The 21,298-nt window shown below is 62.7% G+C and carries 11 protein-coding genes, 10 pseudogenes and 1 other annotated feature; of the genes and pseudogenes, 13 read left to right on the plus strand and 8 right to left on the minus strand.

Annotation, left to right across the window (positions count from 1 at the left end; genetic code table 11):
- Positions 1-8 precede the first annotated feature (8 nt).
- The 3 genes and pseudogenes from istB to GAA2_RS04310 all read right to left on the minus strand — a co-directional run.
- Complete coding sequence (istB, locus tag GAA2_RS04300) at positions 9-869, minus strand: IS21-like element helper ATPase IstB (RefSeq protein ID WP_024498619.1); 861 nt, start codon at positions 867-869, stop codon at positions 9-11.
- Positions 866-2,211: pseudogene (locus GAA2_RS04305) on the minus strand (IS21/IS408/IS1162 family transposase). Before GAA2_RS04305 ends, istB begins: the two are co-directional and overlap by 4 nt.
- Positions 2,212-2,347: 136 nt before the next feature.
- A pseudogene (locus tag GAA2_RS04310) lies at positions 2,348-2,838 on the minus strand (IS21 family transposase); the annotation flags it as partial.
- A 655-nt stretch (positions 2,839-3,493) separates the two neighbouring features.
- Between GAA2_RS04310 and GAA2_RS04320 the strand changes: the two are divergent.
- The 5 genes and pseudogenes from GAA2_RS04320 to GAA2_RS04340 all read left to right on the plus strand — a co-directional run.
- Positions 3,494-3,664 (plus strand): annotated as a pseudogene (locus GAA2_RS04320) (IS256 family transposase); the annotation flags it as partial.
- A 52-nt stretch (positions 3,665-3,716) separates the two neighbouring features.
- Positions 3,717-4,964: pseudogene (locus GAA2_RS04325) on the plus strand (IS3 family transposase).
- A gap of 30 nt (positions 4,965-4,994) precedes the next feature.
- Positions 4,995-5,879, plus strand: a pseudogene (locus GAA2_RS04330) (IS256 family transposase); the annotation flags it as partial.
- Between the two features lie 43 nt (positions 5,880-5,922).
- Positions 5,923-7,177, plus strand: a protein-coding gene (locus GAA2_RS04335) for an IS3 family transposase (RefSeq protein WP_410471356.1) whose coding sequence is annotated in 2 segments (ribosomal slippage) — positions 5,923-6,212 and positions 6,211-7,177 — 1,257 coding nt in all. Because the reading frame shifts where the segments join, the coding sequence is not laid out codon by codon here.
- A gap of 30 nt (positions 7,178-7,207) precedes the next feature.
- Positions 7,208-7,549 (plus strand): annotated as a pseudogene (locus GAA2_RS04340) (transposase); the annotation flags it as partial.
- Positions 7,550-7,604: 55 nt separating this feature from the next.
- Here the strand turns inward: GAA2_RS04340 and GAA2_RS04345 are convergent.
- A pseudogene (locus GAA2_RS04345) lies at positions 7,605-8,925 on the minus strand (IS256 family transposase).
- Between the two features lie 172 nt (positions 8,926-9,097).
- On the opposite strand from GAA2_RS04345, the gene GAA2_RS04350 reads away from it, so the two are divergent.
- The 6 genes and pseudogenes from GAA2_RS04350 to GAA2_RS04375 form a co-directional block, all read left to right on the plus strand.
- Entirely contained in the window at positions 9,098-9,445 is a 348-nt protein-coding gene (locus tag GAA2_RS04350) for a hypothetical protein (RefSeq protein WP_159406312.1), read from the plus strand.
- A 40-nt stretch (positions 9,446-9,485) separates the two neighbouring features.
- A pseudogene (locus GAA2_RS04355) lies at positions 9,486-10,741 on the plus strand (IS3 family transposase).
- Between the two features lie 298 nt (positions 10,742-11,039).
- Positions 11,040-11,261 (plus strand): hypothetical protein, encoded by a 222-nt coding sequence (locus tag GAA2_RS04360; protein WP_191834751.1) that lies wholly within the window; start codon positions 11,040-11,042, stop codon positions 11,259-11,261.
- A gap of 42 nt (positions 11,262-11,303) precedes the next feature.
- Complete coding sequence (locus GAA2_RS04365; RefSeq protein ID WP_248664699.1) at positions 11,304-11,858, plus strand: ATP-binding protein; 555 nt, start codon at positions 11,304-11,306, stop codon at positions 11,856-11,858.
- An 18-nt stretch (positions 11,859-11,876) separates the two neighbouring features.
- Positions 11,877-13,177, plus strand: a protein-coding gene (locus tag GAA2_RS04370; protein ID WP_159406341.1) for an IS3 family transposase whose coding sequence is annotated in 2 segments (ribosomal slippage) — positions 11,877-12,150 and positions 12,150-13,177 — 1,302 coding nt in all. Because the reading frame shifts where the segments join, the coding sequence is not laid out codon by codon here.
- Positions 12,149-12,280 (plus strand) — a sequence feature (AL1L pseudoknot). Its footprint overlaps the gene before it by 132 nt.
- 3 nt (positions 13,178-13,180) lie before the next feature.
- Positions 13,181-13,465 (plus strand): annotated as a pseudogene (locus GAA2_RS04375) (ATP-binding protein); the annotation flags it as partial.
- Positions 13,466-13,724: 259 nt separating this feature from the next.
- Here the strand turns inward: GAA2_RS04375 and GAA2_RS04380 are convergent.
- The 4 genes and pseudogenes from GAA2_RS04380 to GAA2_RS04395 form a co-directional block, all read right to left on the minus strand.
- Positions 13,725-14,111: pseudogene (locus tag GAA2_RS04380) on the minus strand (helix-turn-helix domain-containing protein); the annotation flags it as partial.
- A gap of 234 nt (positions 14,112-14,345) precedes the next feature.
- Positions 14,346-14,888 carry a hypothetical protein gene (locus GAA2_RS23410; RefSeq protein ID WP_243829161.1) on the minus strand — a complete coding sequence of 181 codons (543 nt, stop codon included), beginning with the start codon at positions 14,886-14,888 and terminating at the stop codon, positions 14,346-14,348.
- Between the two features lie 100 nt (positions 14,889-14,988).
- Positions 14,989-18,078, minus strand: a complete 3,090-nt coding sequence (locus tag GAA2_RS04390) for an RND family transporter (RefSeq protein WP_006438828.1) — start codon at positions 18,076-18,078, stop codon at positions 14,989-14,991.
- A gap of 79 nt (positions 18,079-18,157) precedes the next feature.
- Positions 18,158-18,493 (minus strand): DUF4873 domain-containing protein, encoded by a 336-nt coding sequence (locus GAA2_RS04395; RefSeq protein WP_096274901.1) that lies wholly within the window; start codon positions 18,491-18,493, stop codon positions 18,158-18,160.
- Positions 18,494-18,636: 143 nt separating this feature from the next.
- Here GAA2_RS04395 and GAA2_RS04400 point away from each other — a divergent pair, with 143 nt between their 5' ends.
- Positions 18,637-19,605: an AurF N-oxygenase family protein gene (locus tag GAA2_RS04400; RefSeq protein WP_006438830.1), complete on the plus strand. Its 969-nt coding sequence runs from the start codon at positions 18,637-18,639 to the stop codon at positions 19,603-19,605.
- A 159-nt stretch (positions 19,606-19,764) separates the two neighbouring features.
- Positions 19,765-21,285, plus strand: a complete 1,521-nt coding sequence (locus tag GAA2_RS04405; RefSeq protein ID WP_006438831.1) for a flavin-containing monooxygenase — start codon at positions 19,765-19,767, stop codon at positions 21,283-21,285.
- The last annotated feature ends 13 nt before the right edge of the window (positions 21,286-21,298 follow it).

The raw sequence follows: 21,298 nt of genomic DNA on the forward strand, positions 1-21,298 counted from the left end.
GGCGGCTCCTACTGTAGCGTCCGTCGGGTTGGTGCGGTGGCGGTGCGCTGGTTTTGGGTGCGGGCGTGGTGGTCGCGTAGCCGGTAGGAATCGCCGTCGAGTTTGAGCACGACGGAGCGGTGTAGCAGTCGGTCGAGCATGGCGGCGGCGACGGTGGTGTCGCCGAGGACTTCACCCCATTCGGCGACTGACCGGTTGGTGGTGATCACGATGCTTGTCTTCAAATATCGTTGTGCCACAACTTGAAACAGCGCTGACGCGGCTTCGGCCGGTAGCGGCAGGTATCCGAGTTCGTCGATCACCAGCAGGGTGGGACCGGCGAAGAATCGCATGCAGGTGGCCCAGCGGCCCTCGATGGCGGCTTTGTGGCAGCGGGCGGCCAGATCCGCGGCGGTGGTCACATACGTGCGGTAGCCGGCGTGCACCGCGGCATGCGCCAGCCCGACGGCGAGGTGGGTTTTGCCGGTGCCGGGCGGTCCGATGAGCAGCACGTTGGTGGCCGATTCGAGGTAGGCGCAAGTGCCCAGTTCGCGGATCAATGCTCGGTCGACTCCGGGGGCGGCGTCGTAGTCAAACCCGTCCAGGGTGGCGGGGGTGGGCAGGCAGGCGAACCGCAGCCGCCCGGCCAGGCGGCGGGCCTCGGTGGCATCGACCTCGATGCCGAGGAGGTGCTCGAGGGTGTAGGTCATCGTCCACTCCTGCTCGGCGGCGGTCTGCAGCACCTGCGGTAGGGCTTGCGCGGCGGAGTCGAGTTTGAGTGCGGCGAGATGCCCACGTAGCTGCTGATACACCGAGACCGCCGATTGTGACTGCGGTGCATCACTGTTCGGATTGGAGGTGGTGGTGGTTTCGTCGGTCTTGTTGGTCATGGGAGTTGGGTCCTGTTCTGTGCGGCGCGTTCGTACACGCTCAGATCGATCACCGACGCCTCGGTCGGTGTGGCGGGGTGGGCGGTTGCGCGGCGCAGCGCTTCTGCAGCTTGTCGGGCGGTCTGGCCGGGTGGGATGCGTTCCTTGCGGCGATGCGGTCGGCGACTCGATGAGGCGCCGGCCTGGGCCAGGGTGTCCAAGGCGACGACATGGCCGTGGTCACGCACTTGGGCTCCCGAGCCGGCAGTGGCCAGGCGGTGGCGGGCGATCACGATGCCCGAGTCGGTGGCGATGTCGATATGCCCGTCACCGAGACGCTCACTGACGTGCACGTCGCTCATCGCCAACTCCGGGGCACCGAGTACTGGTTGCCCTTCCATGCCGCCAGCGCCTGGCGAGACACTTTCCGCACCTCGGTGACCGTCGTCGGGTACGGAGCTGCTGGCGGGGCGCTCAGGGGTTCGCGTTTGGCGATGGTGGCCACGTTCGAGCGCCCATCTTTGGTTCGGCGCACCCGAACATCCGAGCGGGTCCGGCAGAACGTGTCGCAACTGGTCTGGGCTTGCTCGACGGTCAGCTCGTCAGGAAGTGTGCGCCACCAGCGTTGCGCGGCAATGTGATTGGACTTCTCCACCACACCCTTGCGGTTCCCGCGCCGGGGTGGGCACACGGCCACCGAGACGCCGTAATGCTTGGCGACGCCGGCGAACTCGGCGGTCAACGCGCCGGTTGCCGGGTGACACACCGTGGCCATCCGGTCGAACCGCCACGACTTGGTGACCCCACCCAAGCGGCGGGTGATGCGGTCGATACCGGCGATCACCTGCGGGCGGGTCATATCCGGTGCCAGATAGCCACGCCACCGCCCCGAATGCGACAGTGACCCGACCAGCAGGAATGCGGTCGAACCCCAACCCCACTGCGCTGGAGGATTCGGCAACTCCACCCAATCCCATTGTGTCTCTTCACCCGGCGGGTGTTCGATGATCGCATTCGCCCGTTCGGTGACCTGCGCGCAGTCCGCACACTTCGGTCGCAGACCGCGAGTCCGGATCTGGCGGGTCAGGGTCTGATACGACTGGGTGTAGCCGAGGTCCTCGAGTTCATCGCACAACGTGCGTGACCACAGATGCGGGTCCTCGTCGAGTCGGGCCCGGACATAGTCGAGGTAGGGGTCGAACGGATCAACCGCCGGCCTCTTGCGCTGGCCCGGGGTGCGCTCACCGTTGAGGTAGGCCCGGATCGTCTTTCTATCGTGGCCGGTGTGGCGGGCGATCGCCGAGATCGTCCACCCCCGGTTGTGCAGTGCATGTACTTCCACATCGTTCTCCCGTGTCAACATGAAAGCGGGCCTCCCGAGGTTGCTGGTGAGTGGTCAGAGACCATCAGCATCACGGGAGGCCCGCCTACTCTGGCGGAGCCACACGGGTGGGGAATTCAGATGAGCATCACTGGGGAATTTCGATGAGCGCCGTCACGGTCAGGATCGCCGGATACGGGGCTGCTGGCGGCGCGGTCAGGGGTTCACGGGCGGCGGCCGTGATCACCGATGCCCGCCCATCGGCGGTCGGCCGTATCCGCGCATCCGAACGGGTGCGGCAGAACGTGTCCAGGCCGGTTTGCGCGGCCTCCACCGTTGTCTCGTCAGGAAGAGTGCGCCACCAGCGTTGTGCTGCAGTGTGATTGGACTTCTCCACCACACCTTTGCGGTTGCCGCGTCGGGGCGGGCACACTGCGACTGACACCCCGTAGTATTTGGCGACCGCGGCGAACTCGGCGGTCACCTCGCCGCTGGCCGGGTGACAGACGGTGGCCATCCGGTCAAACCGCCACGACTTCGTCACGCCACCGAGTCGGCGGGTGATGCGATCGAGTCCGCGATCACCTGCGGGCGGGTCATATCCGGGGCCAGGTAGCCACGCCACATCCCTGAATGTGCCAACGACCCGACAAGTAGGAAAGCTGTCTTCACGGAAGGGGCCGACGGCATGGGCTACCGGGAGGTTGCAGTGGAAGAGATCAGAGAAGTCCTGCGGTTGTGGTTGGGCCTTGCGGTGGGGTTACCGGCGCCGGGTCTGCGCACGATCGCCGCGCGTGCGGGTGTCGATAGGAAGACGGTGCGACGCTACATCGCGGCGGCGCAGGCGGCGGGGTTGACGCGCGATGTCGGTGCGTCGGCACTGACCGATGAGTTGCTCGGTGCGGTGGTGGCCGGGGTGCGTCCGGCGCGGCCGAATGGTCATGGCCAGGCGTGGGAAGCGTTGGTGCCGTTCAGCGAACAGATCACGCAGTGGGTGAGGGGAGGAACGCCGGAGAATCCAGAACCGTTGACGGTGACGAAGATTCACATCCTGCTGGCCCGTCAGGGGTGTGTGGTCCCGTATCGGACGCTGGTGCGGTTCGCGACCGAGTGCTGTGGGTATCGCCGCACCACGACCACGGTGCGGGTGGCCGATGGGGATCCCGGGGTGGAGTGCCAGATCGACTTCGGCTACCTCGGGATGCTCGATGATGCGGCAACAGGTAAGCGCCGCAAAGTGTTCGCGCTGGTGTTCACCGCCGTGTACTCGGGGGTGTCAGATGGTCTGTGTAAGTCCAAGTGCTCATCAGTGAGAGGAAGATCTATGAGCATGGCGTTAGACGACAAGCAGCAAGCTCACGACGACGAACCGTTGCCTGAGCTGGCCGAGCCCTGCTCGACCGCGGAAGTCGCCGAGGCATTACACGCCTCGGGCATGGTCGATGAGTTGCTCGCCCAGTTCGATACCGGACAGGTCCAGATCACCGGCGAGGGCTGAAGCGCCCCGGGTTTGATGGAGGCAATCAAAACCCGGAAGGATGACCAGTATGGTCGCACCACGGAAATACCCCGACGAGCTACGCGAACGCGCCACTCGCATGGCCATCGATGCCCGCAAGGACCCCGCCGTTCGGGCCGGCGCCCTCAAGCGCATTGCCGACCAGCTCGGCGTCCACCCCGAGGCACTGCGGACCTGGGTCAAACGCGCCGAAACCGACGAAGGCCTACGGCCGGGCACCACCAGCGACGACGCCGCCCGCATCGCCGAACTCGAACGCGAGAACCGCGAGCTGCGTCGCGCGAACACGATCTTGAAGCAGGCCTCGGTTTTCTTCGCGACGGAGTTGGACCGTCCACACAGATGAAGGTCGAGTTCATCGACCGTCACAAGCACGAGCACGGCGTCCAGCCGATCTGCGAGGCGTTGGAACAGACCGACGCGGCGATCGCGCCGAGCACCTACTACGCCGCCACGGCACGTCCCGAAGCGAGACGCACGATCCGGGATCGGGAGCTGACCGAACAGATCACCACGATCCACGCCGAGAACTACGGCGTGTACGGCGTCCGCAAGGTCCATGCCGAACTGAAGCGGCAGCAGGTGCCGGTGGCGCGTTGCACCGTGGAACGATTGATGAGAAAGGCAGGCTTGAAAGGTATTGTGCGGGCGAAGGGTCCACGCACCACCCGACCGAAGGCTGAGACCGAACGACCCGCGGATCTGGTCGAGCGCAGGTTCGTCGCCGACGCCCCGAACGAGCTGTGGGTTGCCGACATCACCTACGTCAAGACATTCTCCGGTTGGGTCTATGCAGCCTTCGTCATCGACGTGTTCTCCCGGATGGTTGTCGGCTGGCAGGTCGCGACCTCCTTGTATACCGACCTGGCTCTCGACGCGCTGGAGATGGCGATCTGGCGACGCACCCACGGCGGGGCGGATCTGTCGGGGCTGGTCCACCATTCCGACCGCGGCGTGCAGTACCGTGCGGTTCGGTACACCGAGCGACTCGCCGACGCGGAAGCGGTGGCTTCCGTTGGCTCACGGGGTGATTCGTACGATAATGCGATGGCGGAGGCCTACAACAGTTTGTTCAAGGCCGAGTTGATCCGCAACAAGGTGGCCCTGGCAGGGAATCGACGATGTCGAGATCGCTGTCGCTGAGTATGTCGATTGGTTCAATCAGCGACGGCTCCATGGCGAGATCGGGCATGTTCCGCCGGCGGAGTTCGAGGAACTCCATTGGCAGGCCCACGGCGACAACCTTCATCGGATTCTGTTACAGGAAACCAGCTAACCGACTCTCCACAAAACTCGGGGCTTGACAGGCGGATTGATCCCGGGCCTGATCAAGCTGGCCCTCGAACGCGGTTTGAAGGCCGAGCTGACCGATCACCTCGGCTATGAGAAGGGTGATCCGGCCGGTCTGGAGTTGCCCAACGCCCGCAACGGTTCGAGCCCGAAAACGGTGGCCTCTGAGGCCGGGCCGGTCGAGCTGAACATTCCTCGTGACCGTGACGGGACGTTCACCCCGCGGCTGGTCCCGAAGGGCTCCCGCCGGCTTGGCGGTCTCGATGACATCATCATCTCGCTGTACGCCGGCGGCATGACGTTGCGCGATATCCAACACCATTTGGCCTCCACGATCGGCACCGATCTCTCGCACGAGACGATCTCCAAGATCTGCGACGAGGTCCTTGATGCGGTCGATGAATGGCAGAACCGGCCGCTGGAGCCGTTGTATCCCGTCATCTACCTCGACGCGCTGGTGGTGAAGGTCAAAGACGGTGCCCATGTTCGAAACAAGCACGCCCACATCGCTATTGGCGTCGACATGGCCGGCGTCAAGCATGTGCTGGGAATCTGGATACAGGCCGAAGAAGGCGCCAAGTTCTGGGCCGGGGTGGGTGCGAATCTGGCCAACCGCGGCGTCAAGGACGTGCTGATCGTGTGCTGTGATGGGCTCACCGGATTGCCCGAGGCAATCGAGGCGACCTGGCCGCTGGCCACGGTGCAAACCTGTGTGGTGCATCTGATCCGCAACTCGATGCGGTTCGTGAACTACAAAGACCGCAAAGACGTGGCCCGGGCGATCAAACCGATCTACACCGCCCCCGATGCCGAGACCGCTCGGCGTGAGTGGGAGGCTTTCCGGGACTCAGAGCTGGGGGTCAAGTATCCGAGTGCGGCATTGGCATTCGACCGCGCGTGGTGAAGCGCCCCGGGTTTGATGGAGGCAATCAAAACCCGGAAGGATGACCAGTATGGTCGCACCACGGAAATACCCCGACGAGCTACGCGAACGCGCCACTCGCATGGCCATCGATGCCCGCAAGGACCCCGCCGTTCGGGCCGGCGCCCTCAAGCGCATTGCCGACCAGCTCGGCGTCCACCCCGAGGCACTGCGGACCTGGGTCAAACGCGCCGAAACCGACGAAGGCCTACGGCCGGGCACCACCAGCGACGACGCCGCCCGCATCGCCGAACTCGAACGCGAGAACCGCGAGCTGCGTCGCGCGAACACGATCTTGAAGCAGGCCTCGGTTTCTTCGCGACGGAGTTGGACCGTCCACACAGATGAAGGTCGAGTTCATCGACCGTCACAAGCACGAGCACGGCGTCCAGCCGATCTGCGAGGCGTTGGAACAGACCGACGCGGCGATCGCGCCGAGCACCTACTACGCCGCCACGGCACGTCCCGAAGCGAGACGCACGATCCGGGATCGGGAGCTGACCGAACAGATCACCACGATCCACGCCGAGAACTACGGCGTGTACGGCGTCCGCAAGGTCCATGCCGAACTGAAGCGGCAGCAGGTGCCGGTGGCGCGTTGCACCGTGGAACGATTGATGAGAAAGGCAGGCTTGAAAGGTATTGTGCGGGCGAAGGGTCCACGCACCACCCGACCGAAGGCTGAGACCGAACGACCCGCGGATCTGGTCGAGCGCAGGTTCGTCGCCGACGCCCCGAACGAGCTGTGGGTTGCCGACATCACCTACGTCAAGACATTCTCCGGTTGGGTCTATGCAGCCTTCGTCATCGACGTGTTCTCCCGGATGGTTGTCGGCTGGCAGGTCGCGACCTCCTTGTATACCGACCTGGCTCTCGACGCGCTGGAGATGGCGATCTGGCGACGCACCCACGGCGGGGCGGATCTGTCGGGGCTGGTCCACCATTCCGACCGCGGCGTGCAGTACCGTGCGGTTCGGTACACCGAGCGACTCGCCGACGCGGAAGCGGTGGCTTCCGTTGGCTCACGGGGTGATTCGTACGATAATGCGATGGCGGAGGCCTACAACAGTTTGTTCAAGGCCGAGTTGATCCGCAACAAGGGGCCCTGGCAGGGAATCGACGATGTCGAGATCGCTGTCGCTGAGTATGTCGATTGGTTCAATCAGCGACGGCTCCATGGCGAGATCGGGCATGTTCCGCCGGCGGAGTTCGAGGAACTCCATTGGCAGGCCCACGGCGACAACCTTCATCGGATTCTGTTACAGGAAACCAGCTAACCGACTCTCCACAAAACTCGGGGCTTGACATGGGATCGGTTCATCCCGTTCCTGGCATTCCCTCCCGGGCTGCGCAAAGTCATCTACACCACCAACTCGATCGAGTCATTGAACTACCAACTGCGCAAGGTCATCAAGAACCGCGGCCATTTCCCCAACGACATCGCGGTCCGCAAACTGTTGTGGCTGGCCATCTGCGACATCGAAGACAAACGAGCCGCTCAACGACTCAAAGAACGCGGGACCAGGCGGTCACAGCCCCGTAAGGCCCTCGGGCGACTGGTCGAGGGCCAGGTCGTCACCAACTGGAAACAGGCCCTCGGACAACTCGCACTGGCCTACCCCGACCGGATCGAACCCCACCTCAGCTAAACCCCACAGACCACAAGAAAATGAGAAATTGTCAAGACCTGTGGATCGGGGTGTTTCAGGCGACCTCCGTTCCGGTGCGCTCGTCACCGTTTGAAGGCGGTTGCGGTGGGGTGATGTCGGTGGGCCGTTCGAGCAGTTTGCCTTTGTGGAAGACCGCGCCGGCACGGACCAGGGCGACCAGATGCGGGGCGTTGACGGCCCGCCAGCGGGCTTGTGCGGCGTCTATCAGCTTGTAGGCCATGGCAATCCCGGCCGCGCGTGATCCAGGCCCCTTTGGTGACCTTGGTCCGAAGTCGCACCGTGGCGAAAGTGCTTTCGATCGGGTTGGTCGTGCGCAGGTGAATCCAATGCTCGGCCGGGTACTTGTAGAACTCAAGCAGGGTGTCAAGGTCGTCGGTGATCTTGGCGACGGCCTTGGGGTATTTGGCGCCGAAGTCGACCTCGAATGCCTTGACCGCGACCTGTGCCTTGTCGATGTCCTCGGCGTTGTAGATATCCTTGATCGCCGCCAACGCCGACGGATGTGCCGACTTAGGCAGTGCGGCAAGGACATTGGCCTGCTTGTGAAACCAGCACCGCTGCTCACGGGTCGCTGGGAACACTTCGCGGACCGCCTTCCAGAACCCGAGGGCGCCATCGCCCACGGCCAGCACCGGGGCAGTCATCCCGCGGCGTTTGCAGTCGCGTAGCAGGTCGGTCCACGACTCGGTGGACTCCCGATACCCGTCGGTGATCGCCACCAGCTCCTTGCGGCCATCAGTACGCACGCCAATCATCACCAGCAGGCACAGTTTGGTCTGCTCCAGGCGCACCTTGAGGTGGATGCCGTCGACCCACAGGTAGACGTAGTCGGTACCGGACAGATCACGGCGCCCGAACGCCGCGGCTTCGTCCTGCCACTGCGCGGTCAGCCGGGTGATCGTCGAGGCCGACAACCCCGCACCCGAGCCGAGGAACTGCTCCAACGCCGCAGTGAAGTCGCCGCTGGACAGCCCATGCAGGTACAGCAGCGGCAACACCTCACTCATCTGCGGAGACTTACGTGCCCACGCCGGCAGGATCGCCGAGGAAAACCGCTGCCGCACACCGGTATCGGGGTCCACGCGGCGGTCGTTGACCCGCGGCGCCTTCACCTTGACCGCGCCGGCCGCGGTCAGCACCTCACGCGGCTGGTGGTAGCCGTTGCGGACCACCAACCGATGGCCGTCCTCATCGAGCTGGTCGGCGAACTGGGCCACGTAGGCGGCGACCTCGGCTTTGAGTGCTGCAGCCAGCATCTGCCGGGCGCCGTCGCGGACGATCTCGTCCAATAACGACCGACCGGCACCGCCGGTGCTTTCAGTGGCCTCGGTGGCATCGTGAACTACGGTGAGCATGGGCGTACCTTCCCGAACCAGCGCGCCAACGCCGGCTCATGATCGGACCTTCGGATATTCAGATCATCCTCGGGAAGGTGCGCCCACTTTCAACGCCCCCTCACCGAGGGTCATCCACAGGTTCTGATCATTGCTCCAAGAAAATCAGGAGTCACGTTCTTACACAGACATCTTGACAAGCTCCGGGTTCGTCACCGACACCGCCCGAGTCGCCACACCAACCGACAAGCCGCGGGTAGAACGCACCATCCACTACGTGCAGAACAACTTTTGGGCCGGTGAGCGATTCTCGAGCCTGCCCGATGCCCAGGCCGCCGCGGTGGCGTGGTGCCAGAGCACCGCGGGGCTGCGGATTCACGGCACCACCGCCGCCGCGCCAGCGGTGCTGTTCGACACAGACGAGCGCGCCCACCTGTTACCGATACCGGCCGACTACGACGTACCGATCTTCAAAACTGTCAAGGTGCACAGAGACTTTCACGCCTCGGTCGGCAAAGCACTGTACTCACTGCCCGAATGAAGCGCCCCGGGTTTGATGGAGGCAATCAAAACCCGGAAGGATGACCAGTATGGTCGCACCACGGAAATACCCCGACGAGCTACGCGAACGCGCCACTCGCATGGCCATCGATGCCCGCAAGGACCCCGCCGTTCGGGCCGGCGCCCTCAAGCGCATTGCCGACCAGCTCGGCGTCCACCCCGAGGCACTGCGGACCTGGGTCAAACGCGCCGAAACCGACGAAGGCCTACGGCCGGGCACCACCAGCGACGACGCCGCCCGCATCGCCGAACTCGAACGCGAGAACCGCGAGCTGCGTCGCGCGAACACGATCTTGAAGCAGGCCTCGGTTTTCTTCGCGACGGAGTTGGACCGTCCACACAGATGAAGGTCGAGTTCATCGACCGTCACAAGCACGAGCACGGCGTCCAGCCGATCTGCGAGGCGTTGGAACAGACCGACGCGGCGATCGCGCCGAGCACCTACTACGCCGCCACGGCACGTCCCGAAGCGAGACGCACGATCCGGGATCGGGAGCTGACCGAACAGATCACCACGATCCACGCCGAGAACTACGGCGTGTACGGCGTCCGCAAGGTCCATGCCGAACTGAAGCGGCAGCAGGTGCCGGTGGCGCGTTGCACCGTGGAACGATTGATGAGAAAGGCAGGCTTGAAAGGTATTGTGCGGGCGAAGGGTCCACGCACCACCCGACCGAAGGCTGAGACCGAACGACCCGCGGATCTGGTCGAGCGCAGGTTCGTCGCCGACGCCCCGAACGAGCTGTGGGTTGCCGACATCACCTACGTCAAGACATTCTCCGGTTGGGTCTATGCAGCCTTCGTCATCGACGTGTTCTCCCGGATGGTTGTCGGCTGGCAGGTCGCGACCTCCTTGTATACCGACCTGGCTCTCGACGCGCTGGAGATGGCGATCTGGCGACGCACCCACGGCGGGGCGGATCTGTCGGGGCTGGTCCACCATTCCGACCGCGGCGTGCAGTACCGTGCGGTTCGGTACACCGAGCGACTCGCCGACGCGGAAGCGGTGGCTTCCGTTGGCTCACGGGGTGATTCGTACGATAATGCGATGGCGGAGGCCTACAACAGTTTGTTCAAGGCCGAGTTGATCCGCAACAAGGGGCCCTGGCAGGGAATCGACGATGTCGAGATCGCTGTCGCTGAGTATGTCGATTGGTTCAATCAGCGACGGCTCCATGGCGAGATCGGGCATGTTCCGCCGGCGGAGTTCGAGGAACTCCATTGGCAGGCCCACGGCGACAACCTTCATCGGATTCTGTTACAGGAAACCAGCTAACCGACTCTCCACAAAACTCGGGGCTTGACAGAAACCTGGATCGGCTCGACACTGGACGTTCGCCTGGACAGCGAAGCGGTGAAGTTCTATCACCGCGGCGAGTTGGTCAAGCAACACCCGGCGCCAGCCCGCCGGTGGGCAGAGCACCGACCCCAACGACTACCCCGCAGACAAGGCCGCCTACGCGCTGCGCAACATCAGCAAGCTGCAGGCCACCTGCGAGCATCACGGCCCCCATATCGGGCTCTACGCGGCCCGTATCGTCGACGACCCGCGCCCGTGGTCTCGGGTGCGGGCGGTGTACACCCTGCTCGGCCTGGTGCGCACCTACGGGCCCGGACCTGTCGATGCTGCCTGTGCCACCGCCCTGGAGTTCGATGTCATCGCCGTGCCCAAGATCGCCTCGATGCTTGAGCAGGCCACCGAGAACACCACCCGGACATGCCCGTGGCCGCCGGGTCGGAATCGTCTCGCTTTGCCCGCGACCCCTCCGAATACGCAACCAACAGAACACAGTTGACACTTGTTCCTAACCCCGACAACACCATTCAGGAGTGAACCGATGACCCGAACCACCAACAGTGTGCCCGAACCTGTCGGCGCCGACATGCTCGGCCTGCTCAAAACCCTCAAACTCGGAGCCCTCGCCGACACCCTGCCCCAACGCGCAGCCCTGGCCCGCCAACACAAAACCTCGCACCTGACGTTCCTGCAACAATTGCTCGCCGATGAAGTCTCACGGCGTGAATCCAGCTCCGCCGCCCGACGATCAGCCAAGGCAGGTCTCGACCCCAGCATGCGGATCGACAACTGGCGCGCGGCAGACGATCTACTCTACGACCGCCCCCTGCTCGAGGACCTCACCACCCTGCGGTTCATCGACGCCGGCCACTCCGCGATCCTGCTCGGCCCCGTCGGAGTCGGCAAAACACACCTAGCAAACGCGTTGGGCCACATGGCCATCGGCCGACGCAAAACAGTGCTGTTCGCGCGAGCGGACAAACTGTTCCACCGACTCAAAGCCGCCCGCCTCGACAACAGCGTCGACGCCGAACTCCGCCGCATCACCGCCGTCGACATCCTGAATCACCCCAGGTTTGATGCCGCTTCCTTCTGAGTCAGGAAGGATGGGCACATGCCTAAGAAAATCGATCCGGAGGTCCGTTCGAGGGCCTTGCGGTTGCTGGAGGCCCACGGCGGCGAGTACACGTCGTTGACTGCCGCGGCCGAAGCGATCGCCAAGCAGGTCGGTGTCGGCGGGGAGACGGTACGTCGATGGGCCGTACAAGCCCAGATCGATGCCGGCGCCCGCTCCGGGACCACTACGAAGGAGTCCGCCGAGATCAAGCGCCTCAAGGCCGAGAACAAGCAGTTACGAGAAGACGTTGCCATTCTGAAAGCAGCGACAACTTTCTTCGCGGGGGAACTCGACCCCCGCAACCGATGATCGTGGCGTTCATAGATCAGATGCGCGCCAACGGGTTTGCGGTCGAGTCGATCTGCCGGGTCCTGCGTGGGCAGGGCTGCCAGATTGCCGCACGAACCTACCGGGCATGGCGATCACGCACGCCTGCCGCACGGACGGTCTCTGATGCCCACGTCGTCGATGCGGTGCGCACTGTCGTCTGGCGCACCGGTGACGACGGCCGGCGGAAGATGACTCCCGAGGGCCTCTACGGGCGGGTGAAGATGCGCGCCCATCTGCATCGCACAACTCTGCCTGGGGTGTCCTATGGTGCCGTTGATCGAGCGATGAAAGTGTTAGGCCACCAAGGAATTCGACGGTCGAAGGGAGTCCGAACGACCGTCAGATCCGCTGATGGTGTCCGCGCGGAGGATCTGTTGAACCGACAGTTCAGTGCTGCCGAACCGAACCGGGTTTGGGTGACCGATTTCACCTACTGCCGGACCTGGGCTGGGTGGGTGTATGTGGTGTTCATCATCGACGTGTTCTCCCGTCGAATCGTGGCATGGCATGCCTCGACATCGAAGTCGGTGGAGTTGGTGACAGTCCCGCTTCGGATGGCACTGTGGCAGCGCAATCGGGAAGGGCATCCGGTGAAAGCTGCTGAGCTTATTCATCATTCGGATGCCGGAAGTCAGTACACATCGGTTACACTGACTGAGCGTCTGCGACTCGAAGACATCGCAGCGTCGATCGGATCGGTCGGGGACGCCTACGACAACGCGCTGGCCGAGTCGGTGAACGGCTTGTACAAGACCGAGTGCATCCGGACCACGATCTTCCACTCCGGCCCGTACCGGACGATCTCCGACGTCGAGTTCGCGACCGCTGGTTGGGTCGACTGGTACAACAACAGCAGGTTGCACTCGAGTATTGGCCAGATTCCCCCGACCGAGTTCGAAACGCTCCACTACGCTGGCCTCGGCCCCGAGGACCAGCCCACATTGGAGGCGGCACAAAACCTGGGGTGATTCATCCTGATCATCGACGACTTCGCACTCAGAGCGCTCGACGCGACCGAAACCAACGACTTCTACGAACTCATCGTCGAACGCCACCAGCAGACCAAGACCACCATCGTCACATCCAACCGAGAACCCGCCGAATGGCTCACCATGACCGCCGACGCGCTACTGGCCCAATCGGCCATCGACCGACTCACCTCACGCGCGCACACCCTCGTCATCGAAGGCCCCTCCTACCGCCAACGACACCGACCCGGACTTGACCGACCCAACCCCGCAGAGCATCCTCAATAACGCGCCAAGGTGGTCCCATCCTCGTGGCAATCCAGGCGGTCCCATAGCAGTGGCAAATGACATACGGTGATCGAGCATCCGCCGGGCGCCGAAACCCAGGGGGACTGGGTGGAGCTGCCTGATCCTCCTGCCGAATGGGGGTGGGCGTGAACATCGTCACGGCCGAGTCAACGGACAAAATGAAGGACCACCAGCGCGACGCGCCGGTGGTCCCATAACTGGCAATCCAGGTGGTCCCATCCCTATGGCAAACAATCAGCCCAGGTGGTCCCTTCACGGTGGCAAATGACACCGTATTGGCCCGGTCGGTCGCGGTTGCACAGTCGGTGCATACCGGACGCAAGTCGCGCGCCCGGATCTGCCGGGTCAACGTTTGATATGACTGCCGGTAGCCGAGGTCCTCGAGTTCGTCGCACAACGTGCGCGCCCACAGATGCGGATCCTCCATCAGCCGCGCGGTCACGTAGTCGACAAACTCGCCGAACGGATCGACCTGGGGTTTGGCCCGGACTCCCGGCGTGGTCGTCTCGTTGAGATAGTTGCGGATCGTGCGACGGTTGCAGCCCAGGTGCCGGGCAATCGCCGAGATCGTCCATCCCTGCTTTCGCAGGGCATGTGCTTCCACGGATTCTCCTTGTGTGAGCATGAACGAGCGGGTCTCCCTCGAAGGCTGATGTGTGGTCAGAGACCATCAGCATCGAGGAAGGCCCGCCCTTGTAGGCGGTGCCACACAAGTGAGCAGTTTCAGTTAGCAGGACTGGGCAGTTTCAATGAGCGCCGTCACGCAGCGGAGTCGAGTTTGAGTACAGCGAGGTGCCCACGTAGTTGCTGGTACACCGAGATCGACGATTGTGACTGCGGTGCAGCACTGTTCGAGTCGTCAGCAGCTGTCGCACTGGTGGTGGTCATGGGAGTTGGGTCCTGTTCTGTGCGGCGCGTCGTACACGCTCAGATCGATCACCGACGCCTCTGTCGGCGTGGCGGGATGTGTGGTTGTGGTGTTGCGGCGCAGCGCTTCTGCGGCGTTTCGTGCGGTCTCGCCGGGCGGGATGCGTTCCTTGCGGCGATGCGGCCGGCGACTGGAGGAGGCGCCGGCTTGGGTCAGGGTGTCCAAGGCGACGACATGGCCGTGGTCACGCACCTGCGCTCCCGATCCGGCAGTGGCGAGGCGGTGGCGGGCGATCACGATGCCCGCATCGGTGGCGATGTCGATATGCCCGTCGCCCAGTCGCTCACTGACGTGCACTTCGCTCATCCGTGCCGGCGCGGTCTTCCACAAAGGCAAACTGCTCGAACGGCCCACCGACATCACCCCACCGCAACCGCCTTCAAACGGTGACGAGCGCACCGGAACGGAGGTCGCCTGAAACACCCCGATCCACAGGTCTTGACAATTTCTCCACATCGCCGTGGAGTCACCCATACCGTCTAGCGTTGTACGGACGCAATTCGTCTATCACGAGCGACCGTGCCGCGTCATGCCCTATGCCGATCCTTACCTGTTGACGGGATGGTCGGGAAGTTCAGGGACCGACGCTTGTCAGATCCCCATGGGTCCGTCCGCGTGTCTTTTGCGATGGTCCCGGGGCGCGCCGGAAGCGGTCGATGTCACCCGGCCACCAGCTTGCAGTGCCCAGCAGCACCGCTAGTGCCGGGACTACTAAGGTCCGCACCAGGAACGTGTCGAGCAGCAAACCGACACCGATGATGAACCCGATTTGCACCATCACATCGATGGAGCCGACCATCAGCCCGAACATGCTGGCTGCGAAGATCAACCCGGCCGAGGTGATCACCGAACCGGTGTAGGCGACGGTACGCATTACTCCGACCCGCACGCTCGCTCTCGTCTCCTCTCTCAGGCGTGAGACCAGCAGCATGTTGTAGTCAGCGCCCACCGCCACCAAGACGATGAACGACACCAGTGGAGCTGGCCAGGCGATCCCGGCACCGAGGATGTGTTGAAGTACGAGCACACCGATACCAAGAGCCGCCATATAGTTCAAGACGACGGTTGCAAGGAGATAGACCGGTGCAACGACGGCCCGCAACAACAGCATCAGGATCAGACCCACGATGAGAAGTGTGGCTATGCCAAGCAGTTTGAAATCGTACGACAACAACCGCTGGACGTCGGCATTGATCGCAGGAAAGCCCGCGACCGAAGCACGTCCGCCCTCCAGAGTGGTGTTCGGCATCGCGTTCTCGGCGACGCTAGACAGCTCGTTCGCCAGCGTCATTGCATCGGCAGAGTATGGGTCGTAGGAGGTCTGTACCGCATAGCGCACGGTTTTCCCGTCGGGCGAGATGAACTGTCGAGCGACCTGACTGAACTGCTGGTCCTTGAACGCATCCGCGGGGAGATAGAAGCCGGTTGCCGAATCAGAATCGCCGATCTCGCGGGCGGGAGCCCGAAGCTGTGCGGCGACCTGTGCTAGTCCACCGAGTAGCTGAACGTTGCTGTCCACCAAAGCCCCGACTCCGTTCGACAACTGACGTGCGCCGTCGGCGAGTGCGCCGACGCCGGACTCGAGTTGCGAGACCCTGTTCCCGAGGTCCTGTCCACCGATGGTCTGTAGTGCAGAATTCAGCGTTTGAAGAGAACGCTGCAGCTGTGCCATGTCGGTAGAGCCTGGCGCACTCACGCGGCCGAGTTGCGCGGCAAAGTTAGCCACCCTCGCGAGCGACTGATCATCCGCGAGTGCCCGGATGTCGGCCGTTTGCGCGCGCAGTGCCGAGCACTGCGCGATCTGCTGACACCACGGAGCTTCCAATGCGGACAACGCTGGCGCGACCGCGTCTGCCGCAGACTGGGCCCGACGTGCGAGTTGAGACAGCTCAGGCGCTCGCTGGGAGAACTGTCGAAGCGTTGGGGCGGCGCTCGCGAGTTGGTTCACCAACGGCCGGTACTCATCGAGTTGTGGGCCAAATGACGACACCTCGTCTAGCAACCCCGACAGCGGAGCGAGATTGGATGAGATCTGGTCTTCTAGCAGTGCCAGGCCTCCGGCGAGCTGCTCTGATCCGGTCTTCAGGACGGCCAGATCACCCTTGCGGGCCTGTACATCTCCGGTCTCCTCGGTGATCTTGGTACCGATCTGATCGTTCTGCCAAGACAATTGCGCCTGCTGCAGCTTCTCACCGGTTGGCCGCGTCACGCCAATGACCCTGGTCACGCCGGGAATCTGCGCGACGCGGGATGCCAACTGGTCGAGGTCGGCAAGGCCTTGAGCCGTGCGCATGTCGTTCTCGGACTCCACCACCAAGAATTCCGAGATAATGATGTCTTTCGGAAAGTGGCGGTTGAGCAGCGCGTAGCCTTCGTTGCTCCCTGTGTCAGTTGGCTGCCCCTCTCGATCGTCGTAGGTGATCTGAATTGTTGCGGCGACCAGGGCGAGGCCAATCAACGCGACTACACTGATCGCGAGCAGAGGGACCGGCCGCCGGATAACCATGACTCCGACTCTTCTCCAGTAATCCCGCGTCAGGTCACGGCGGGGAAGGCCGGCCCCTCTCTTGGCAGCGAAGGAGAGCACGGGGGGCAACAATGTCACCGTCGCCAAGAATGCGAATGCTATGGCGATTGCGCAGGCCGGCCCCAAAGTGTTGAACACACTGAGCTTGGCGAAGGCCATAGCCAGGAAGGCTAGGGCCACAGTGCCCGCCGATGCGAGAACCACGCGGCCGATAGTTGCATTCGCGTGGGCAATAGCGGCATCAGGAGAGTTGCCTGCTCGAATACCCTCATGATAGCGGCTGATGAGGAACACCGAATAGTCAACTCCGGCACCGAAGATGATGACGGTCATGAACATCGAGGTGAACTGGGATACCGGCATGCCCAGCTCGCCTAGTCCAGATAGAACTCCGCGACCCACGGCCAAACTCATGCCCACGACAAGCAGCGGCATCAGCGCGGTGAACACCGAACGGTAGACGACGAGGAGGATCACGGCGATCAGCAGCACGGTGGCGACAGTGATCAGGACCAGATCCGACTCGCCCACGGCGAGTTGGTCGCTAAAGGTCGCGGGTGGGCCTGTCACACGGACTCTCGTCTCAGTGTCGCGAAAGATTCTCTCCGCGGTGTCGCGTACCGCTGCGACCGCCTCCGCGGTATCGGGTCCCCCGAGTGTGCCGGTCACTCCCACGGGCAGATACCAGGCTTGCTTGTCTTTGCTGAGAGCCTGACTCGCAGTGAGGGGATCGCTCAGCAGGTCTCGGACGGCGATGACGTGCTTGTCGTCCGCCCGCAGGGTGTCGACAAGCACGTGGTATCGATCGCGGGTGTTGTCGGACAGGCCTGCACTGTTCTCCATCACAACGAATACGGTGGTCTTGGCGCCGCGCTCGTCGAAAGAGGCGCCCATACGGTCCAAGGTCTGAAAAGACGGGACTCCGGCCGGGATCGGATCCACAGATTGTTCCCGTACCACTGACTCCAGTTGAGGAAAGAGAAGGCCTAAGCCGATAGCGGCACCGAGCCAAACCAGCGTCACAATCCCTTTGCGGCGGAGGGTAAACCATGCAACCCGCTCAAGGGTCGGACTGTATTCGCCGAGTTTCTCGCCCCCTCTCGACGAGCGGGTTCGAATGGGAGACGAACTCACCATGTGCAATATCCTCTCGACCTGAAGTGGGCGACCCAATCGTTCGGATCCGTCTGGCGAACGTCCGTGCGGTGGATGATTGTCACTTGTGGTGCTCGGCCATGTCTTCGACCTCCTCGAGAGTGGTGGGCAGGTGGTATGGGGGGGTGCTCTTACCTGAGATGCGGTATCGGCCCCAGAAGTCGGGATCCCCGACGACACACTCCGCTCGGCCCTCGGGGGTCGTAAATACAGCGATCGCGCGGGCGCCTTCCAGGAGCTCGTCGAGCTCATCATTCTTCTGAATCCGGCCATACCAGGTGTAGAGGCCGTTCAGCGGCTGGAAATAGCCTTTGATCTTCGCTTCGACATGGATCTCCGTCCCGCGGCACACCAGGGTCCCTTCGCCGGAGTAGTCGAGGTCATGGTCGTCGTACATGAGTCCTACCTTCTTCGCACTGAGCATTGACAAGTAACGCGGCTCGTGGATACTAGCAGTACCAGATACTACAAGTAATGGGTACTGGGCGGGGTGCTGGGCGTCGGACCCAACTCCCAGCCTTGAACGACCGAGGAGACGACATGACCGTGCAGAATGTCCAGATCAAGCCCGACTTTTCGACGGAAGGCATGGCTCGGGTGAACGGACGCAAGCCCGTCGACATGGAACGATCGGCGGGTCGATTGTTGCGGTCTTCCGCAGAGAAGTTCTACGACGCGGAGATCGACATCGACTGGGAGTCGCCCTGGGAGGAAGGCAAGTACTTTCTGCCAGAGCACCGGGTGTCGCTATACGGCACCAAACTGTGGAACAAGATGACCGAGGAGCAGCGTCGCGAGCTGGGACGCCACGAGATCGTGAGCATCCTCAGCTTCGGCATCTACGCAGAGAACCTCTTGAGTTCGGCGCTCCTGCGCATGTCGGCAAAGGGGGCCCTAACCGATCAGAAGTCCCTATACGCGCTAACAGAAATCGGCGATGAGTCCCGCCATTCCACTATGTTCGCACGCCTTATTAACAAAACAGGCGTGCCCCCTTACAAGCTCCCTAAGGGCTTCTTGAGCTTCGCAAAGATCCTGCATTTCGTCCCCCTCGGACCGTCGGTGTCCGGAGCCACGCTGCTGATCGAGGAAATCCTGGACCGCGCCCAGCGCGAGGCGATGAACGACCCCGGTATGCAGCCTCAGCTTCGCCAGCTCATGAAGATCCATGTCCTCGAGGAAGCCCGTCACATTACCTTTGCGCGACTGGAGATGATCGAAGGCATGCAGCGTCGACGTAAGGCGACGCGCGCTTGGCACCGAGGAGTGCTTGCCGTCATCGCGAACCTGGCGTACCCGCTGCTCATAAATCCGAAAGTGTACCCCGCAGTGGGAATTAGCCGCTGGCGTGGCGTATGGGCACAACAAACCAGCCCAAACTATCGGACCAACCTGCAGTTCATGTCGGAGCCCATGATTCGGTTCTTCCATGAGGCGGGAATGCTGGAAGGCAAATTCACAATGGCCATGTGGCGCGCGACGCGGAGCCTTCCCGACGATCTCCGCTGATCTCCGTTCACGCGGCCGAGACGTCGCGGTCGACATCAGTTAGACCTGTGCGGAGCATTCTCGATGGCTTCGCGATCACCTCCGCCTCAACAGATCACCTGCTGCCACTGTGCGCAGGATGTGTTGTGCCAACGAACCCACGAGGGAGAAAGCATAAACATGGCATCATCAACTACCCGGCGCGCCTCGCGCGCCGCCGCCACAACTGACTCAACCGACGACCCGATTTCGACCAAGATTCTGATCATCGGAAGCGGGTTCTCTGGTCTCGGGATGGCCGCACAGCTAAGACGTCGCGGGTACAGCGACTTTCTAATCCTGGAGAAGGCAAGCTCCGTCGGTGGAACCTGGCGCGACAACACCTATCCGGGCTGTGCATGTGACGTCCCGTCGCTGATGTACTCGTACTCATTCGAGAGTCGAGGTAGCTGGTCGAAGGTGTGGTCGTCACAACCAGAAATTGAGCGGTATCTACAAGACGTGGCGGACAAGCGCGGCGTGACACAAAAGATTCATTTCGGTCAGAAGTTGGTTTCCGGATACTGGAGCGAGTCAGAGTCGCGGTGGCACCTGCGTACTGAGTCCGGACGTGAGTACATTGCTCAGTTCGTAGTCTCAGGAGTCGGTGCGCTGCATATCCCCAATTTTCCCGAAATTTCGGGGATTGAGGACTTTAAAGGCGAAGCGTTTCACTCCGCACAGTGGGATCATTCGGTGGATCTGGAGGGCAAGCGTGTCGCCGTGATCGGCACTGGTGCCAGCGCTATCCAGTTTGTGCCGTTCGTGCAGAAGGAGGCCATGTCCCTCAAGGTCTTCCAGCGAACCCCTGCCTGGGTCCTACCCCGCAAGAATTTCACCGTTCCGCCGGCCCTGCGGACTCTTCTGAGCAGACTCCCGATTGCACGTCGTATCGCCAGGTGGTCGGTGTACTGGGGTGCGGAGAGCCTAGCCTTCGGCCTCAACGGTCACTCCAACCTTATGCGGCCAATCGAACGGGTCGCTCGGTGGAACATTGAACGCTCCATCTCTGATCCGGTACTACGCAAGAAACTGACCCCCTCATATCGCATCGGCTGTAAGCGAATTCTGGGGTCAAACGACTATTACCCTGCACTTGCGGCGCCCAACACCACTGTCATCAGCGATCGGATTGAGAGGGTCACCGCTGATTCCATCGTCACCTCAGACGGCGTCGAGCACCCCATTGACGTAATTATTTATGCGACCGGTTTTCACGTGACTGATGGTTTCGATCAGCTCGCCCTGAAAGGTGCCACTGGCGAGGATCTCCCGTCCCACTGGCATCAGACGGGGATTAACACGCACCTGGGCATCACGACCGAGGGTTTTCCCAACCTGTTTTTCCTCCTCGGACCCAACACGGGCCTCGGCCACAACTCAGTGGTGTTCATGATCGAGCAACAGATCAAATACATCATGAAGGCTATCGACACAGTAGAAAGCCGAGGCGCTGAGAAGGTCGACGTACGCCCGTCCGTGCAAGAACGGTTCAACACCGACATCCAGCGGAAGCTGGCCAAGGGAGTGTGGACCAACGGCGGCTGCACGAGTTGGTATCTCGACTCGCAGGGCGTCAACCGGACCGTGTGGCCGGGCTTCACATGGCAGTACTGGCGCGCCACAAAAGATTTCGACCCCGCTGAGTACGACATCGCCTGAGCCCGAACGCACG

This window comes from Gordonia ajococcus, assembly GCF_012974285.1.
Lineage (GTDB): Bacteria > Actinomycetota > Actinomycetes > Mycobacteriales > Mycobacteriaceae > Gordonia > Gordonia amicalis.

Coding starts and splice junctions, on each gene's coding strand:
- istB (WP_024498619.1), bottom strand. CDS start 869: ATGACCAACAAGACCGACGAAACCACCACCACCTCCAATCCGAACAGT.
- GAA2_RS04365 (WP_248664699.1), top strand. CDS start 11,304: ATGACCCGAACCACCAACAGTGTGCCCGAACCTGTCGGCGCCGACATG.
- GAA2_RS23410 (WP_243829161.1), bottom strand. CDS start 14,888: ATGGGTGACTCCACGGCGATGTGGAGAAATTGTCAAGACCTGTGGATC.
- GAA2_RS04390 (WP_006438828.1), bottom strand. CDS start 18,078: ATGGTGAGTTCGTCTCCCATTCGAACCCGCTCGTCGAGAGGGGGCGAG.
- GAA2_RS04395 (WP_096274901.1), bottom strand. CDS start 18,493: ATGTACGACGACCATGACCTCGACTACTCCGGCGAAGGGACCCTGGTG.
- GAA2_RS04400 (WP_006438830.1), top strand. CDS start 18,637: ATGACCGTGCAGAATGTCCAGATCAAGCCCGACTTTTCGACGGAAGGC.
- GAA2_RS04405 (WP_006438831.1), top strand. CDS start 19,765: ATGGCATCATCAACTACCCGGCGCGCCTCGCGCGCCGCCGCCACAACT.